This is a genomic window from Tunturibacter psychrotolerans (genome assembly GCF_040359615.1).
In the GTDB taxonomy this organism is placed as follows: domain Bacteria; phylum Acidobacteriota; class Terriglobia; order Terriglobales; family Acidobacteriaceae; genus Edaphobacter; species Edaphobacter psychrotolerans.
In genome coordinates, this window is the sequence record NZ_CP132942.1 from 715187 (window position 1) to 732552 (window position 17366).

Consider the following 17366-nt stretch of genomic DNA (forward strand, 5'->3'; position numbering starts at 1 on the left):
ACTTCCCTTTAATCGGTGTGGTTAAAAATTTGAGGGCGGCGCCGTCCGTAATCGACGCGCCGCCCTGCCAATTAGGCATTTGTACCGCCATCAACGGTCAGATTCGCTCCGGTGATATAAGACGCTTCAGGACTGGCGACAAACGAAACCAGCGCGGATACCTCGTCCACATGTCCGTAGCGCTTCAGCGCTGTAGCAGCCACCTGTGGCTCAGCCCAATCGCCCGCCGCGGGGTTCAGATCGGTGTCGATCGGGCCCGGCTGAACGTTGTTGACCGTGATGCCCCGACCCCCAACCTCTCTGGACAGCCCCTGGGTGAACATCTTCACAGCGCCTTTTGTCGCAGAATAAGAAACAAGTCCAGGTGTCATCATTCGCTCGCCCACGCAAGAGCCAATCGTAATAATGCGGCCCCCCTCCTTCATGTGCTTCAGCGCCGCCTGCGTTGCAACGAACACTCCGCGAACATTGATAGCGATCACGCGGTCCATCTCCTCAAGCGTGGTCTCCTCGAATGTCTTCGGAATGGCCGTTCCGGCGTTGTTCACAAGCACATCAAGTCGGCCCAGGGTTGCGACAGTCTTTTCAACCGCAGCCTTCACGGCGGCGGCATCGGCTGCGTCCGCCTGTATCGCGATCGCCTTTCGGCCGGTGCTTTCAATCTCTTTGACGACTGCCTGAGCCGCTTCCGCACCTTTCGTGTAGGTGATAGCTATATTCGCTCCATCGGCCGCCAGACGCTTAGCGATTCCAGCCCCAATACCGCGTGAGCCGCCCGTGACCAGTGCTACTTTGTTGTTTAACTTCGACATGAAATCTCCTTTGTATTTCTATAAACGCATCACCGGTCTGCTGATTCAGCGACCTGCTCTCTGTTTTCAAAGCAGCTATCTGATGTGTGATCGCGGCAAGTCGATGTGATAATTCGGGGAATATGAGCCATTCCACATAGGAATGAATCGGTTTGAAACGAGAAGGTAGCTCTAAGATCGTCGCGAAGGTCAACGATCGGCTCTGACCGAAGATAAATTTCCTTTCCTCTTCACCACCAATAGACAGACGGATCATCTGATAAAAGCCTCGTGAATCCTATTCCGGAAAAATACAATCCATTCCATAACGGAATAGGGAGGTTCGTGTGGACAAATTTGACGCAATGCAGGTGTTCGTCCGGGTGATTGAAAAAGGGAGCTTCTCTGCTGTCGCGAAAGAACGTGGCATCGGTCAGCCTGCCGTTAGCAAACAGATCTCCGCCCTCGAAGACGAGCTCGGCACCGAGCTGATTCACCGCACCTCTCGTTCCATCTCATTAACTGAGGCCGGTCGTGACTTCTTCGAGTCTTCTTTGCGCATTCTCGACGACTTTGAAAGCGCAACCTCACGAATCGGTCGAGGCCAGACCGCGCCGAAGGGTCTTATCCGAATTACCGTCCCTCCCACCTTTGCCCGTCTCCACATGGTGTCGAAACTCCCAGCGTTTTTCGCCGCCTACCCCGACATGGCAGTCGAGATGGCCGCGTCCGAGAGTCCCACAACCATCGTCGAAGACGGGTTCGATCTCGCTATCCACTCAGGCGATCTGCCAGACTCTACTCTGGTCGCACGAAGATTTGCTCAGACGATCATCATTCTCGTTGCCACTCCTCAATACCTCACACGCTACGGCGCCCCGGAGTCGCCAGAAGATCTCGGCAACCATCGAGGGATCGTCTTCACCGAACGCGGCACGGTGAAGCCTTGGAGCTTTGGCTCTGGACAAAACGCGAAGCGCGTTATCCCGAACGGCGTCTTTCGAACCAGCGATATCGAACAGATGAGGATGGGTGTCCTTGAGCACCTTGGGATCGCCCAGGCACCCGCGTGGCTCTTCGCTGCAGAGCTCAGAGAAGGTACTGTCATCCGACTTCTCACGCCCTTTGAGCGAACGGTCCCAATCCTGGCCGTCAGGCCGGCTAGCCGCCGTATCTCGACCAAAGTACGCGTCTTCATCGAGCATCTTGAGAAGACGTTCGCTCTTTGTTCCCAGTTCAACCCGCGATCCAGCGAATCCACAACATCTGCTCCTTCACCGAGCAGAACCTCTCGCATCGCAGTAAAGTAGCTCTATCTCTCAAGGAGTCTTTGTGAAGCCAGCGAATCGAATCGCCTCCACCTTCCTGCTCGTCACACTCACCACCCTCGCCGCGTCGGCGCAGACCCCAGCCCAGGCGCCTCCTCCCCTGATCGGCTCAATCGCAACGAAAAGCGACTGGCCCCAGGCCAAACCAGACGACGTCAAATCCCCCGAGGCAATCCTCAACGCCGTCTACACCGTCATCTCCGGCCCCAAGGAACAGCAGCGAGACTGGGACCGCATGCGCTCCCTCTTTGTTCCCGACGCGCGGCTCATCCCGGTAACCAGCTCTCCAACTACAGGTCACGCTGACGTGGTCGTTCTCACCATTGATGGCTATATCGCCCGCAGCCAGGCTCGCATGGCTGCAAACGGCTTCTTCGAGCGCTCAATCCACAACGAGATCGAGCAGTTCGGCGATATCGTCCAAATCTGGAGCACCTACGAGTCCCGTCACAACCCGGCCGACCCCACGCCCTTTGCGCGCGGCATCAACAGCTTCCAGCTTCTCAAGGACGGCGACCGCTACTGGATCGTCAACATCTTCTGGGACACCGAATCCCCCACCAACCCCATCCCTGCTAAGTATCTTCCGAAGTAGATTTTTTCTTAGGGACTGTCCTGCCGGACGGGCTCCCTGCGCGGGAAGCGGTCACTTCGTGACTTGTGATTGCTTCGCTTGGTCCTCCCGTTGGTCGGAGGAAGATAGTTGCCGACCAACGGGAGGCTAGATGCAGCTGGTTTTGCCAAGACCGGTATACACGCCACGAAGTGGCCGCGCTCCGCGCAGGAGGCCCGTCCGGCAGGACATCAGCGTTAGCTGAGTGTCTCCATCAGCTTGTTGATGGTGCGGTTCAGATCCTTGTCGGCCCGTCGTTGCTCGTCGATCTTCGCAATCGAATGCATCACGGTCGTGTGATGCTTGCCTCCAAACTGCCGCCCAATCTCAGGCAGGGAAGCCTCAGTCAACTGCTTGGCCAGGTACATCGCAATCTGCCGTGGCACCACAATCTGACGCGAATTATTCTTCTGCTTCAACTCCGCCACACGCATACCAAACTGTTCAGCCACAGTACGCTGAATCGTCTCAATCGTGATCTTGCGCACTTGCGTATCGATGAACTGCTTCAGGCACTGCTGCGTGACAGCAAGCGTAATCTCCACGCCATGCATGCTGCACCACGCGATCAGCCGCACCAACGCGCCTTCAAGCTCACGCACGTTCGTCCGCACGTTTGAAGCAATAAACATCGCAACATCCGTGGGCAACTGCGTCTGTTCGCTCTCGGCTTTCTTCTGCAGAATCGCAACTTTGGTCTCAAGATCCGGTGGCTGAATGTCCGCAATCAAACCCCACTCAAAACGCGACCGCAGACGATCCTCAAAATCGGCAAGCTCTTTCGGCGGACGGTCACTCGCGATCACGATCTGCTTCATGCTCTCGTGCAGCGTGTTGAACGTATGGAAGAACTCCTCCTGCGTCCGCTCCTTGCCAGCGAGAAACTGAATATCATCGATCAGCAACACATCGACGTTGCGGAACTTGTCGCGAAACCCGGTCATCTTGTCGTACCGGACGGAGTTGATCATCTCGTTGGTGAACTTTTCGCCACTCACATAGCTGATGGACGCGTGCGGCTGCCGACGCTTCACGTCGTGCCCAATGGCATGCATCAGATGAGTCTTACCCATACCCACGCCGCCATAAAGGAACAACGGGTTGTAGGCCTTCGAAGGCCGTTCTGCTACGGCCTGGGCCGCTGCGGTTGCAAATTGGTTGCCGCTGCCGATGACGAAGGCGTCGAATTGATAACGCGGGTTGAGCTGCGAGGCTGCGCTCCAGTCGAATCGAGCCTGCTCGGGCGTTGGCGCTGAGACTGAACTTGTCGATGCGCCCAGGCGCTGCTTGGGTGCGTTCTGGCTGTGGCTTGGCACAGGAGCAAAGCCGCCGTCTTCGCGGACTTTCGGTGCGCGGGGGTCCTGCTCTGGCGTGGTGAAGGCAACCGTCTCGACGTCGAGTCCAAGGTTGTCGATGGCTTCCTGAATGAGGTCGGCGTAGCGGTCGCCGATGTGCTGAAAGTCCGTGGAGGGAATGCGCACGAAGAGCTTCTTGCCCTCAAGATGTGAAAACCGAGTCGGCTTGAGCCATGTCTCATAAGACTGGCGGTTGATCTTCTTTTCAAGAGCAGCCAGAATACGAACCCAATAATTCAGTACGGCGGTAGCCGTCGGAACGAATGACATTCTTTAGTTTCCTTGTCTTGTTTCCTGTTCCAAACCAGACGTGGCACTTCGTTCAGTCGTGCAGTTTGACACGATAAGCAGCAAACAGAAGTCCATTCCTGCCCCGTATGGACAGGTGAAGTCGGCCTAGTGTTGCCAGAATTCTCTCCGCCGAGTAACCCGTGGCGACTGGTTGCGGAGAGGAGTAGTTCAACATGAATCAGAGTGCGGAACGGCTGGGCGTGCAGAAAAACGTCTTGCGAATCGGGTTCGATAGTAGCACGGAAAAGATGCCGTTTTTCGGTGCTCCGAATCAAAAAATAAAGGTTGCACCATAAGAGGTGAAGAACTGAATAAACGAAAAAATGCGGCGCAACTGGCGGTTCTTTTCGGGGCCAGTGCAGCTTTCTATAATAGAAGAATTGTGGATCGATGCGCTTGCGCGACCCTGTTTCAACATCACTTTTAGCCGGGATGTTTGTATGGTTCTACTGTAAGCCTCATGCGGTCGCGTTGCTCCCATCGATCGTTCACTTGCGTTCGAGGTTCCAATCTTATTTCGTCTTGCACTGTCCGGGGGGAGAAATTTTGAGTCTTCCGTGACACAAACGACGCATCAAGATGGGCTGTGAAAATCGCGTCCAATCGGGTATACTCAGAGATTGTTGCAACAGCCTAAATGTTTGAGCAGGTGTTCTACCCTGCGCAGGAGTTTTTTGTCATGCCGAAGCGTACCTTTCAACCCAATCGCCGCCATCGCGCCAAGACCCACGGCTTTCTTTCTCGCATGAAGACCAAGGCAGGCGCTGCCGTTCTCAGCCGCCGTCGCGCCAAGGGCCGGCACAAGATCGCCGTCAGCGCTGGTTTCCGCGACTAGTTCTTTCGAAGAGGCCTTCGAAGTTCTTTATCTTCTTCTGCCATCGCACATCATGGCTTCTTAGAACTCTCAGCGAGAGACAATTTCAAAAGATTTTCAGTGGTTCAGACGGACCATCGAGGAGAGCTATCGCTCGCCTTCGGTGGTCTGTGTCTTTTCGACAACAGTCCGCGACTATCATCTCTCACAATCGAGACGGGTTCGCGTCTCGCTGCGATCATTACCGGCTAAAGCCGCGTCTATCCGCACATAAGACCTTCTCGTCTGGGCAACCATCCATCTCCAACAGGCTTCCTATTTCCTGTCGGCTGGTGTGATGTTTGTCGACGGCCGACAAAGGAGACAATCTTTATGGCGCAGAATATGAATCAGCCAAACCAGGGCAATCAGGGCAACAATCCTTCTCAAGGAAGCAACCAGGGCACTACGACGACCAAGAAGCCCGGACAAGAGACGAATGTGAAGAGCGGAGACACCTCTTCCTCCAGCAACAAGAAATAATTTAGCAATCTGAACGAACCACGATTCGTCGAGATGATTTGCGAGAAGCCCGCCGGGCCAGGCGGGCTTCTCTGCGTTGACCCGAAAGTTGGTATAGACCAGCTTGTATCATTGAAGAAGTGAGCATTGCTCCGCGACCCGATGACTGCGACTGCAAAACCTATCTTTCGCCTGCGCAAACATGCCGACTATCAGCGTGTATACAAAGCCAGCCGCAAACAGTTTGCGAAACAGATGAGTTATTTCTTTAGCTTGCGGCCAGAGCTTGGTGCTGATGGAAGCCCGTTGCGCCATGTAGACGCTTCAAACCCTCGCGTAGGCCTCACGGTGGGAAAGGTGATGGGAAAGGCTGTCGATCGCAATCGCATCAAGCGACGAATGAGAGAGGCCGTGCGCAAGAATCTTGATGTGCTCAGTTTGCCGGTCGATGTGATTCTGCACCCGCGCCGCAGCGTGATCGATCTGGATTTCACGGTTCTGGAGCGCGAGGTTGGAGCAGTCTTCCGCGCTATTCAGAAGACGGCCGAAAAGCAGCCCGGAGATCGTGCGGCTCGCCCCAAGTCAGCTGCGTTGCATTAAACCGATGAACGACCCTCAACCGAATCTCGCCGTCCGCCTGGTCTATGGCTTTTATAAGGGGATTTTGTCGCCGGTGCTGCACGCCTTCAGTCCCAGCCAATGCGTGTATCTCCCGACGTGCTCAGAATATGCCTATGTTGCGCTGGTGCGGTTTGGCGTGGTGAAGGGGTCGTGGCTGGCGCTTCGACGGATCGGCAGATGCCATCCCTTTGCGAAGGGCGGCGTGGATCCTGTCCCCCTTGGGGCCTCGGATAGCGTTGCCGCACCTATTTCTACAGACCATTTATCATAGGAGATAGCGTCTCCGAAGTCTGCGGAGGCGGCCTCACGTTTAGCAAAGAATAGGAAGTCTCTTTTGGCAGAGTTCAAAAACCCCAATCAACAGGGCGGCGGCGACAACAAATCGCTCCTCGTCATGATGTTCGTCCTCGTTAGCGTCTTCTTTGGCCTGCAGTACTTCCGCGCTAAGAATAATCCGCAGACGGTTTCGCCTAACGCTGGCCATAGCGCTCCGGTCGCTGGCGGGGCGCAGACTCCGACGCAACCCGAGGCCCCTGCCGTTCCAGGTACTAACACGGCGGCGCCCAATGCTTTGACGTCTGCGATTCCGACGGTGCATGCTCCGGCTGAAGCGACCACTACGGTCGAGAATGAGCTCTACCGCATCACGTTTACAAATCGCGGTGGTCAGGTTTCGAGCTGGGTTTTGAAGAAGTATAAGGACTCGGACGGCAAGCCGCTCAACCTTGTTCACACCGAGGCCGCGCAGCAGTTTGGATTTCCGCTGTCGCTGTATACCTACGATTCGGCGCTAACTTCGGCTCTTAGTAGTGCGCTGTATGTGCCGTCGGCTTCGGGGTCGCTTGCGGCTCCTGCAAGCCTTACCTTTAACTACTCCGATGGCGCGACGACGGTTCGCAAGACCTTCTCGTTCGACGAGACCTATGTGGTGCATGCTGACGTTGAGGTGACAAAGAACGGCGCACCGGTTCGCGCGCTGATTAACTGGCCCGGCGGTTTTGGGGATCAGGACAACGCGTCTGCGTATGCCGGGGCGCAGCTCGATGTTGCGCGCAACGGCAAGGAAGAACACCTTGCTCCGAAGAAAGTGGCCGGCGGCGATACACTCAACGGGCCGTTCGATTGGGCTGGAACCAGCGACACTTATTTTGCTGCGATCTTTTTACCTGATTCGCCCGACACTGCATCTCTGGTGATGCTGCACAACCAGCTCGACGTGGCGAAGACGATTCGGCGCACCGGACTTGGCTCGGGTGCACCGTCCAAGGGCGCCATTGAAGTGCCAATCCTCGGCGCTGCACTCGGTGACACGAGCGGCCGCACGCAGACTCGCGTCTATGTCGGCCCTAAGGCTGTGACCGTACTACGCGGCATCCACGCCACGGGCAATACCATGTCGCTCGAACCGCTGCTGGACTTCGGCTTCTTCGGCATCATCGGCAAGTATCTCTTCCTCGCGCTTCAGTTCATTCACAGCCACCTTGTTGCAAGCTGGCCTGGCTCATGGGGTTGGGCGATCATCATACTTACGGTGCTCATCAACTGCCTCATCCTCCCATTCCGCATCAAGACGATGCAAAGTGGGCTCAAGATGCAGCGCATTCAGCCGCAGATGGACGCGATCAAGGAGCGCTACAAGAAATACAAGGCGACCGACCCAAAGCGTAGCGAGATGAACGTCGAGATCATGAAGCTGCAGAAGGATAACGGCGTCAACATGTTTGGCGGCTGTATTCCCACCTTAATCACGCTGCCTCTTCTGTTCGCTTTCTACACGATGCTGCGGTCCGTCGTGGAGCTTCGTCAGGCGCATTGGTTCTGGCTGCCCGACCTCGCAGCGGCGGATCCTTACCACATCCTTCCCATCGTCATGGTGATCAGCCAGTTCCTGGTGCAGTTTTATACGCCTTCGCCTGGAGTTGATCCGCAGCAACAGAAGATGATGGCGTTCATGATGCCGGCTGTGACCGGATACATGACCTGGAACTACGCCTCGGGCCTTGCTCTCTACTGGACGATCGGAAATCTCATCAGTATCGCGCAGCAGTCGGTGATGAATCGCACCAGCCTTGGCCGCGAGATGCGCGAGATAGCCGCGAAACGCGCCCGCCGTAAGTCAGGAACTCCGACTACCATTTCGGGAAAACGGTAGCGCCCTATCACACACACTGACGAACTTCAATAGGTAGTACCACTTCAAAGTGGTACTACTTTGTGAGAGTCAAATTACAAATAGCTGAAACTTCATTACCTCGAAATCGGTCTTAAGAAAAATGACGAACCCCCTGACGGATCAGGGCCGTGCGGTGAAAAAGATCGCAGACTTCCTGAAAGTTTTGACGGATACAGGAAATCTCGACCTCCAATCTCACATCCTTGCCTGCAACGGCCAAGTGCAACCCAACGCTGATGTTCCGATCGGCGCTATTCCCGCTGTCCCCTCCTCCGAACCATCGCCCTTGATCTGCGTCGAGTTTAGTGGCACAGATACTCCCCTCCTTCTTGCCCGCAACGGCGAACTTCTTCACGCTATCGAGCACATCGCCGCGAAGATCCTTGGACTCGAACCCGAAGAGCACGACCTCATCTTCTTCGATGCCGAAGGCTTCAAAGCAAAACGCGACGGTGAACTCCAGCTTGCTGCGCAGACGGCCATCGAACAGGTTCGCGCCAATGGCCGACCCTATTCGTTTCCGCCCATGACATCGCGTGAACGCCGGATGCTGCATCTCGCCCTGGCGAAGTCCGGCCTGCCGACAGCTTCCTCGGGCGAAGGGCCCAGACGTTTTGTGGTTCTTTATCCGGAAGGTCCGGCGCCCACGCAGCCGATTGCGACGGAGGATCGTACCCGCGCCATTCGCAATAGCTTCCGTCGTCGTTAGCAAACGCCGGAAAGTTCAGTCCTCACGCGTCGAAATGGTCAGCTCTGCGAGCGCGGCATCAGACTGCTTGGCTCCCATCCTTCTTTCGCAGGAGCTAAGGCAACGGTTACAGATTGTCCATCCAGGTAGCGGTGCCAGTCCTCAGACTCTGCCACCTGTTTCATCCCTCTATTCCGCTCCATCAGGAAGGCGGCAACGTGACGCCTCACCAGGGTCTTCGTCGCCACCCGGCCCAGCGCCCCCAACGGAGGAATGAATCGAATCTCATCCCTCATGCGAGTGCCCTCATCCATGGTCGCGAAGTGATGGTCATGCTCGAAGTGCGAAAACACACCCGCAACCATGACATCGCGAAAGTACGAATAGGGTCGCATTACCTCGATGCGGCTCTTGTGTCGCAGGCTCAAGCAAAAGTGCCGGCCACGGAAGGTCACCGTCTCGCCTTCGCTGATCAGGCCGGTGGTCACCCCTTCTATCGCTTGCTCTCGGGACGAACGCGCCGACGCAACATGAAGATCAATACTCAGGGAAAGCAGGAAGCAGCGTTCTACGGGTGCATTGATCCAGGTCTCTGAACGAATCGTCTCCATGGGTCCGTCACCATTTGCTCTTCGGTGTTCGGCATAACAGAAGTAGACTACGCCAGTAACAATATCTTTCCAATCCCACCTTTGGCCGCCGCCGCCTGAGCTTCCCCTGCATCGGCAAGCGGAACCATCCTGTCGACTGGAATCACAAACCGTCCAGCGACCTGATCTTCTGCCAGAGTTCGCAACGTCTTAGCATCCGGCACAGCGTAAACCTCCTCGACCTTGACGGTCGGATGCATCTTCGCATTTGCAGGCGTTCCCAACACCGAGGCGAAGACTCCTCCTTGCTTTACCTTAGCCAGCAAGGCCTCCGCAGTCTTCCCAGCCACCGTGTCGGCTACCGCATCGATGAACCCGAGCTTCCCCATTGCCGCAGAGTCATCCAGAGCGAGCACCTGGTTTGCTCCAAGAGTCTCAGCCTGTTTTAGTTGCGACTTCCTCACCCCGGCGATCACAATGGCGCCCGCCTTCTTCGCGGTCCATACCGCTGATCGTCCAACACCACCCAGAGCGCCGGACACAAGCACCGTCTGGCCCGACTGAATCTTGGTGCCCCGCGTAATCAGCTGCTCTCCGGTCGCGGTCACAAGAGGCAGTGCCGCCGCATGGATCAGGTCCAGTTTTTCCGGAACCAGTGCCAGATCCGTCGCCTTCGCCGTTACCAGCTCAGCGTAGGCTTTTGAGCCAAAACCCATCACTTTGTCGCCGACTTTAAAACCGCTGACCTTTTCGCCGACTTCCCGCACGATTCCGGAAAAGTCTACCCCGATGATCGCTGGCAGCTCCAATGGATAATACGATCTTGCATCTCCGCTCCGAAGCTTGTAGTCGATAGGATTTACGCTGGTCGCTGCGACCCTGATCAACACCTCACCCATGCCAGCTACGGGGTCGGGCACCGATTCATACTTCAAATTCCCCGGTCCACCATACTCATGCAGGACAATAGCTTTCATCGAGACATCCCCCAGACAAGTGAGATGCGCACCTGTTCTCGAAGTGATCATTAAAAAAGACGAATTAAAGTCGCGGCGCAGTCCTAGTCCGCTCGCGTCTCTTCCGGCAGATATTTTCGCCACTCCTGGCTCTCAGCAATCTTTTTCAGGAGCTTCATCCTGCGCCGTAGCACGCGGGAGATGTACGGCACAAGGATCGCACGCGCAACGATCCTTCCTGCCCAGGAAAGCGGCAGTGTGAACCGAATCTTGTCGTTCAACACCGTACGACCATCCATATAGAAGAGGTGGTGGTCGTGCTGAAATCTCTTGAAGCGTCCACGTCCCATTGTGTCCTGAAAAAACACAGGCCGTTCATATCGGGTAATGAGGCTCTCGTGCATCTGGGGAAAACCGAACTTCCATCCTGCCCAAAGGAGCTTGTCCCCTTGCACTATCGTTCCCTGGGTCTTCCCTTCGATCGGTTTCATCCCCAGCGTTTTTCCTACCAACTCAATGTTGGTCGAAAGCATGAAACATCTCTCGATCGGAGCATTGATATGAACACTATCGCTAATCGTAAACATCGGTCCCCTGTAGATTGTACCGTCGGTCAGCCTGCCGACTCAATCTAAACCTTTGTCGGCCAACAGATGCGCGATCTCGGCGGCGAATAATCTCCGGACGGTCGGCACCCTGATAGCCAGGTCTACAATTATGGATTCTCGAGAATCATATCTCTCGACATCATGTGAAGCCGCGTTCCGCTTCAGCTTTCTGATGACAGTTATGGCAAACCAACTGGGTATTCCTTGCAGTATACCCTTCGATCGCTCGAAACCGATCAAGCTCCGCGCCGCGTTCCGGCAGCGCCGTTTGACACAAAGCGCATAGTCCAAACTGACTCTTGCGCTTCGCCTCTTTCAGTCTGCGACGCTGTGTCGGTGTTCCACGCTCATCGAACTCCAGGCGCTTCAGAATGTATCGTCGCAGTTGAAACAGCCGTTCGCGATCCTCGCCAGCGACAGCAGCAATCTTCTCGCGCAGCTGCTCGAGAATTGCAATCGCTGCTGTGCGATCCTCGTCAGAAAGCGAAGCCATCATCAACTCCCCGGCTAAGACTCAGAGTGCAACCGTCTTTGAGGCGACCAGCCCTTTAGCTCTTTCAATAAAGTCGGCAAGCGCAACACTTCCTTCATCGCCCTTACCGCGAGTCCGCACGCTGACTGCCTCCGCAGCCGCTTCCTTATCGCCCATCACCAGCACAAACGGCACCTTCTGCAGCGTGAACTCGCGGATCTTCGCATTCATCTTTTCGTTCCGCTCGTCGACTTCGACACGCAGTCCCGAGGCTTCGAGCTTCGCCTTCACTGACCGGGCATACTCCACATGCTTCTCTGAGATAGGCACGATGCCGATCTGCACCGGAGCCAGCCACAGCGGAAACGCACCGGCGTAGTGCTCAATCAACACACCGAAGAAACGCTCGACTGAACCGAAGAGCGCACGATGCACCATCACCGGCTGATGCAACTCCCCATCTTCGCCTTTGTACTCAAGCTCGAAGCGGGCGGGTAGGTTGAAGTCGAACTGAACAGTAGACAGCTGCCACAACCGTCCCAGAACGTCTACGAGTTTGATATCGATCTTCGGTCCGTAGAACGCGCCTTCGCCGGGAATGGCTTTGAACGCCACGCCTCGATTTGTCAGGACGGCCTTCAGCGCCGACTCTGCTTTCTCCCAGTCGGCGGCATTACCTACAAACTCACCTGCTTTATTCGGGTCGCGCAGCGAAAGCTCGACGCGGTATTCGTCGAACCCAAAAGTCTTCAGCACAGCCTCGGCGAAGTCGAGGCATCCTTCAACCTCGCTGACGACCTGCTCCGGGGTGCAGAAGATGTGCGCATCATCTTGCGTAAATCCACGCACTCGCAACAGACCGTGCATGGTTCCACTGCGCTCATAGCGATACACATTGCCAAGCTCCGCATAACGAATCGGCAGGTCGCGATAGCTGCGTGGCGAATTCTTATAAATCAGAATGTGCCCCGGACAGTTCATCGGCTTCAGCCGATACTCCGCATCGTCTAGCTCCATCGGCGGATACATATTCTGCGAATAGAAGCCCTCATGCCCGGAGATCTTCCAGAGCTCACGCCGCATGATGTGCGGGGTGTAGACCATATCGTAACCGCGACGGATACATTCTTCGCGCATCCAGTCTTCCATCGTCTTGCGGATCAGGCCGCCCTTCGCATGCCAGAAGATCAGCCCTGAACCCGCGACCTCTTGAATGGAAAAAAGATCGAGCTGCTTGCCCAGCACGCGGTGGTCGCGAGCCTTGATCTCCTCCAACCGTTTGAAGTGCGCGTCGAGGTCCTTCGCATTAAAGAATGCAGTGCCATAGATGCGTTGCAGCTGCTGATTCTTCTCATCACCCAGCCAATAAGCGCCCGCGACCGAAGTCACCTTGAACGCCTTCACGCGACCCGTCGAAGGCACATGCGGCCCACGGCAGAAGTCCACAAACTTTCCATTGCGATAGAGCGAAATCTCATCGCCCGCCTTCGTAAACTTTTCAATGAAGTGAACCTTCATGAACTCGCCTTGTTCGGCGTAGTCCTTCAGCCCCATCTCACGCGACTCCTCCTCCCGCATAAACTTCTCATCGCGCCCAACAACTTCGGCCATGCGCGTCTCAATCGCAGCGAGATCCTCGTCACTGAACGGCGTCTCGCGGTACACGTCATAGAAGAAGCCAGAATCCGTCGCCGGTCCATGTCCAAGCTTGGTTTCGGGAAACAGTTCGAGAATCGCTGTCGCCATTACGTGCGCTGCGGAGTGCCGCACCACCTTCAGTGCAGCCTCATCGCTCTCCTTCAGCAACTCGAGCGCGACATCTTCCGTCAGAGGCGCGGCCAGATCCACCAGCCGCTCGCCGCCTTCCGCGCCGCCATACATTGCGGCTTCCGAGGTCTCTTCAGTCTCGGTCGCTCCCGTTGCCACCGACGTCAGTGGACGAATCCGCGCCACCACGACTGCTGCAGCCAGCCGCGGCGAAATGCTCGTCGCCACGTCATACGCTGTCGTACCGCGTGAAACCTCACGCACTGAACCATCCGGAAGCTGAATCTTGATCATCTGCTCGCTCACATCTTCAAGAATAGATGGTTGTCATAAATCGCGTCGAGACGGGTTCCTCGTCGGCGAAGACCGAACGGACCTTTGGCGGGTCATGTCGAGAGAGTTACTACCGAACCATACCCTCGGACAACGGTGCTATGGCCCCTTCGAACAAGTCCGGCTACGGTAATAATGTTTGGTGTCCAGAGATCCGCTAGTAGCGTACAGGACGGCAACATGCAGGTTTTACTCCGAAGATCCGAATTCCGACAGGACATCCACTGCCCCGTCTGCGGTCAGGGCTTCCGCCTCTACTGGGAGCTTGCTTCTTCCCCCGAACGCGCCACCATGCGCTCCATCGTCCTCGGAGAGCTTGGCGACCATCACTCTCCCGAGCAGGGCGGCGAAACTACGGCCGAAGCCCATCCCTTCGATCTCTTTCGGCTTCCCGGATGGACAGGCTCTCCCAAATTCACCAGGACCGCTATGTTGGCAGGTCCCTCTAGAAGAATTCCCAGCGAGATCTCCAAAGTCGTAATGATCTCCCGGCAGAGGCAAGAGAGATAGCTCTTCACCCTATTGCCACAACCAACCCAAGACTTTTTGGCGGGCAGCGATAGCTGTCCGCATTTTTTTGCCTTTTAAATGAGGGCAGTCTCCAAACTATCGAACAAGAAAACCAATCACTTGAAACAAGCCCATCGCCCAAAACAGAAGGACCGCACCCCTTTGGGCAACGGTCCTGTTTTGTTTATCGGTAACTACTATAAATTTTCGTTACGCGATCTCCGGAAGGCTCTTCATGGTAGGTTCCACAGGGATATGCTTCTTCAGCCAGACATTCGCCCTCCAACGACCAAAAAACGGGGCGACGGCGACCATTGCAAATGCGATACCGAGTGCTACGCGCATAACATCTCCTTTTTCCTCTGGGCTTTCAGAGCCCTTCGAGGTTTTGAACCGGCAGTCTAAAGTGCAAAACATTGCATGTTGCAACTGTTGATACCCCACTATCCGCCCGTCGAACCTCCCTCGATATCCCACCTTGGTGTTATCGGCAGCACGACCGTGTAAGAACAGAACCCTCCCTATCCCACCCCGCCAAACTACTCAAATCCAATCAATCGCCTAAAATAACCCCATGTCTTACGCCGCAGCGGTCGACCATCTCTACGCTCTGGGCCACGAGCTCGCCCCTGCAACGCCCGACACTCCCCGCCGAAAGTTTGATCTCGTCCACATGCGAGTCCTGGCCGGGGCCCTCGGCAACCCCCAAATTACGTTTCCCGCCGTTCTGATCGCCGGAACCAATGGCAAGGGCTCCACGGCCGCTACTCTGAGCAGCATCCTCACCGCCGCCGGCTACCGAACCGGCCTCTACACGTCGCCCCACCTGGTACGCGTCAACGAGCGCATCCAGATCGACGGTCGCGAGATCTCCGACGAAGATTTCGCCCGCCTCTACTTCCATGTCGACGAGTCCGCCCGCCTCCTAGTTGATTCCGGTGACCTACCCTACCCGCCCAGCTTCTTCGAGGTCCTCACCGCCGTTGGTTTTCTATACTTTGCGGGCGAGAGAGTCATACAGGCAGAGAAGACTCCGGTAGACATTGCCATCCTCGAGGTAGGCCTTGGCGGCCGTCTTGATGCCACCAACATAGTCGACCCCATCCTCTCCGTGATCACCGACATCGCCCTTGACCACCAGGACTACCTCGGCAACACCATCACCGAGATAACCCGCGAAAAAGCCGGCATCCTGCGCCCAGGCGGCACTCTCATCACGCTCCCCCAGCATCCCGAGGCCAACCAGGCCATTGGCGAGGCCGCTGCCACCCTCAATCTCCGCGCCATTAATGCCGCCAACTACATCCCCCGGCAGACTCCCGGCGTTTCACGGCACGACCTGGAAGCGCGCAGCCACGAAACAGCAACACCCCTCCCGGCCAATCATTACCGGGTCACGATCGACGGAGAACCCCTCGAGGTCAACTCGCCGCTCTCCGGACACCATCAACAACGCAATATTGCCCTGGCAATTGCTGCTGCCGTCGAGATACGTAACCTAAACGGTTACAAATTACACTTGGAAAGCAACCAATCTGGTTACAATATCTCCAACGCTCATATCGAAGCGGGAATTCGAAACACGCAGTGGCCCGGGCGGCTCGAGCTCCTTACCTTCCCCAGCGGTCCGAGCCTGTTGCTCGATGTAGCGCACAATCCAGCCGGTGCCTGGACCCTCCGTGCCGCCATCGCCCAGCTTCCCGAAGCCCAGCCCCGTACCCTCCTTTTTAGCTGTCTCCGCGATAAGGATCTCAACGAGATGGCCCAGATCCTCTTTACCCTCTTCGACCCGTCCTCAGGTGACCCCGAGCGCCGCAAAGACCACATCGTCTTCGCCCCCATCGACAATCCCCGCGCTGCCCGGATCGAGGATCTCCTAGCCGTCGCACATGCCCTCGACATCCCGGCCCTCGCCGCCCCTCACCTCGCCGCCGCACTTGATCAGGCCCGCGCCGTAACCCCTGCCAATGGCCTGATCATCGCCACCGGCTCCGTATATTTAGTAGGCGAGATCCGCCGCCTCGCCGGAGAACTATGAACGACTCCCCCTTGGCGGACGACGCAACAGCAAACACGAAAAACGACAGTGTTGTTTCAGTATCAGCCGAACCGAAGCCGTCGCCCACCCTGGCCGTCGAGGAGCCGACTGCTCCGTCGCCCTTCACTCCAAACCAGCCACCCTTCGCCCTACGCTGGCTGTCTTACCTCGTTGCCATCCCGCTTATAGGTCTCGCCACTGCAGGTTTTGGTTGCATATCCCTGCTGGCAGGTCTGTGGGACAAGTCCGGCCGCCAGCAGCACGCCATCGCTCACCTATGGGCCCGCACTCTGCTCCTGATCAGCCTTTCGCCGGTGAAAATCGTTGGTCGTGAAAAACTCCACGAACAAGAAACCGCTGTCTACGCCTCCAACCACCTCAGCTACATGGACACCCCGGTCCTCTTCGCCAAACTCCCCTTTCAATTCCGCATCCTCGCCAAGCAGTCCCTCTGGAAGATCCCCTTCATCGGCTGGTATCTCAACCGCTCCGGCCAGGTCCCCGTTGATACCCAAAGCCCTCGATCGCTCGTCGCCAGCCTGAATCGCGGCGTTGCCACTCTCAAACAAGGCCTTCCGTTGGTCCTCTTTCCTGAAGGTGGCCGCGCAGCCACCGGCCAGCTCCAGACGATGATGTCCGGCTGCGCCTACATGGCGATCAAAGCCCAGGTCCCATTGATCCCCCTGACTCTCATCGGCACTTACGAGCTCCTTCCGATCCACGTCTACGCGCTTCACCCTCGACCCATCTTTATCGTAGTTGGCGACCCCATTCCCACCGTCGGCCTCAGTACCCGAGACGCCGATACCCTCACGCAACGCCTTTACGAATCGATCTCGGCCACCTACTCCCAGTACTCCAAAAACGACTAACGCTTACGCCAAAGATGTTCCACGTGGAACACGGCGGCAGGTCGT

Annotated in this window: 19 protein-coding genes; 11 read left to right on the top strand and 8 right to left on the bottom strand. The window is 56.5% G+C overall.

Features of this window, described 5'->3' with window-relative positions:
- Positions 1 to 71: 71 nt before the first annotated feature.
- Entirely contained in the window at positions 72 to 812 is a 741-nt protein-coding gene (locus RBB77_RS02850) for a 3-oxoacyl-ACP reductase family protein (RefSeq protein ID WP_353064673.1), read from the bottom strand.
- A gap of 326 nt (positions 813 to 1138) precedes the next feature.
- Between RBB77_RS02850 and RBB77_RS02855 the strand changes: the two genes are divergently transcribed.
- Both RBB77_RS02855 and RBB77_RS02860 read left to right on the top strand, forming a co-directional pair.
- Complete coding sequence (locus RBB77_RS02855; RefSeq protein WP_353064674.1) at positions 1139 to 2101, top strand: LysR family transcriptional regulator; 963 nt, start codon at positions 1139 to 1141, stop codon at positions 2099 to 2101.
- Between the two features lie 22 nt (positions 2102 to 2123).
- Positions 2124 to 2714, top strand: a complete 591-nt coding sequence (locus tag RBB77_RS02860; RefSeq protein ID WP_353064675.1) for a nuclear transport factor 2 family protein — start codon at positions 2124 to 2126, stop codon at positions 2712 to 2714.
- 215 nt (positions 2715 to 2929) lie between these two features.
- Here RBB77_RS02860 and dnaA read toward each other — a convergent pair whose 3' ends face one another.
- A complete protein-coding gene (gene dnaA, locus RBB77_RS02865; protein ID WP_353064676.1) occupies positions 2930 to 4357 on the bottom strand; it encodes a chromosomal replication initiator protein DnaA in 1428 nt (475 codons plus the stop codon).
- A gap of 700 nt (positions 4358 to 5057) precedes the next feature.
- Between dnaA and rpmH the strand changes: the two genes are divergently transcribed.
- The 6 genes from rpmH to RBB77_RS02895 all read left to right on the top strand — a co-directional run bounded on the left by rpmH (position 5058) and on the right by RBB77_RS02895 (position 9196).
- Positions 5058 to 5213, top strand: a complete 156-nt coding sequence (gene rpmH, locus RBB77_RS02870; protein ID WP_123490004.1) for a 50S ribosomal protein L34 — start codon at positions 5058 to 5060, stop codon at positions 5211 to 5213.
- A gap of 351 nt (positions 5214 to 5564) precedes the next feature.
- A complete protein-coding gene (locus RBB77_RS02875) occupies positions 5565 to 5714 on the top strand; it encodes a hypothetical protein (protein WP_353064677.1) in 150 nt (49 codons plus the stop codon).
- Positions 5715 to 5840: 126 nt separating this feature from the next.
- Positions 5841 to 6293 carry a ribonuclease P protein component gene (gene rnpA, locus RBB77_RS02880; protein WP_353064678.1) on the top strand — a complete coding sequence of 151 codons (453 nt, stop codon included), beginning with the start codon at positions 5841 to 5843 and terminating at the stop codon, positions 6291 to 6293.
- 4 nt (positions 6294 to 6297) lie between these two features.
- Positions 6298 to 6585 (top strand): membrane protein insertion efficiency factor YidD, encoded by a 288-nt coding sequence (yidD, locus tag RBB77_RS02885; RefSeq protein WP_353064679.1) that lies wholly within the window; start codon positions 6298 to 6300, stop codon positions 6583 to 6585.
- Between the two features lie 63 nt (positions 6586 to 6648).
- Complete coding sequence (gene yidC, locus RBB77_RS02890; protein WP_353064680.1) at positions 6649 to 8466, top strand: membrane protein insertase YidC; 1818 nt, start codon at positions 6649 to 6651, stop codon at positions 8464 to 8466.
- A 121-nt stretch (positions 8467 to 8587) separates the two neighbouring features.
- Complete coding sequence (locus RBB77_RS02895; protein WP_353064681.1) at positions 8588 to 9196, top strand: protein jag; 609 nt, start codon at positions 8588 to 8590, stop codon at positions 9194 to 9196.
- A 38-nt stretch (positions 9197 to 9234) separates the two neighbouring features.
- Here RBB77_RS02895 and RBB77_RS02900 read toward each other — a convergent pair whose 3' ends face one another.
- The 5 genes from RBB77_RS02900 to thrS all read right to left on the bottom strand — a co-directional run bounded on the left by RBB77_RS02900 (position 9235) and on the right by thrS (position 13862).
- A complete protein-coding gene (locus tag RBB77_RS02900; protein WP_353064682.1) occupies positions 9235 to 9786 on the bottom strand; it encodes an SRPBCC family protein in 552 nt (183 codons plus the stop codon).
- A 47-nt stretch (positions 9787 to 9833) separates the two neighbouring features.
- The gene (locus RBB77_RS02905) at positions 9834 to 10742 is read right to left on the bottom strand and encodes an NADP-dependent oxidoreductase (protein WP_353064683.1); all 909 of its coding nucleotides are present in this window, start codon (positions 10740 to 10742) and stop codon (positions 9834 to 9836) included.
- An 83-nt stretch (positions 10743 to 10825) separates the two neighbouring features.
- A complete protein-coding gene (locus RBB77_RS02910) occupies positions 10826 to 11254 on the bottom strand; it encodes an SRPBCC family protein (RefSeq protein ID WP_353064684.1) in 429 nt (142 codons plus the stop codon).
- A 214-nt stretch (positions 11255 to 11468) separates the two neighbouring features.
- Positions 11469 to 11825, bottom strand: a complete 357-nt coding sequence (locus RBB77_RS02915) for a hypothetical protein (protein WP_353064685.1) — start codon at positions 11823 to 11825, stop codon at positions 11469 to 11471.
- Between the two features lie 18 nt (positions 11826 to 11843).
- Positions 11844 to 13862, bottom strand: a complete 2019-nt coding sequence (thrS, locus tag RBB77_RS02920; protein ID WP_353067566.1) for a threonine--tRNA ligase — start codon at positions 13860 to 13862, stop codon at positions 11844 to 11846.
- Positions 13863 to 14081: 219 nt separating this feature from the next.
- Here thrS and RBB77_RS02925 point away from each other — a divergent pair, with 219 nt between their 5' ends.
- Positions 14082 to 14411 carry a hypothetical protein gene (locus tag RBB77_RS02925; RefSeq protein WP_353064686.1) on the top strand — a complete coding sequence of 110 codons (330 nt, stop codon included), beginning with the start codon at positions 14082 to 14084 and terminating at the stop codon, positions 14409 to 14411.
- A gap of 210 nt (positions 14412 to 14621) precedes the next feature.
- Here the strand turns inward: RBB77_RS02925 and RBB77_RS02930 are convergent, their stop codons facing one another.
- Positions 14622 to 14756, bottom strand: coding sequence for a hypothetical protein (locus tag RBB77_RS02930; RefSeq protein WP_353064687.1), 135 nt, complete (start codon positions 14754 to 14756; stop codon positions 14622 to 14624).
- Between the two features lie 229 nt (positions 14757 to 14985).
- On the opposite strand from RBB77_RS02930, the gene RBB77_RS02935 reads away from it, so the two are divergent.
- Positions 14986 to 16449 carry a bifunctional folylpolyglutamate synthase/dihydrofolate synthase gene (locus RBB77_RS02935; RefSeq protein ID WP_353064688.1) on the top strand — a complete coding sequence of 488 codons (1464 nt, stop codon included), beginning with the start codon at positions 14986 to 14988 and terminating at the stop codon, positions 16447 to 16449.
- On the top strand, positions 16446 to 17321 hold the full coding sequence (locus RBB77_RS02940; protein ID WP_353064689.1) for a lysophospholipid acyltransferase family protein: 876 nt from the start codon (positions 16446 to 16448) through the stop codon (positions 17319 to 17321). The genes RBB77_RS02935 and RBB77_RS02940 overlap by 4 nt, the downstream gene beginning before the upstream one ends.
- Positions 17322 to 17366: the final 45 nt, after the last annotated feature.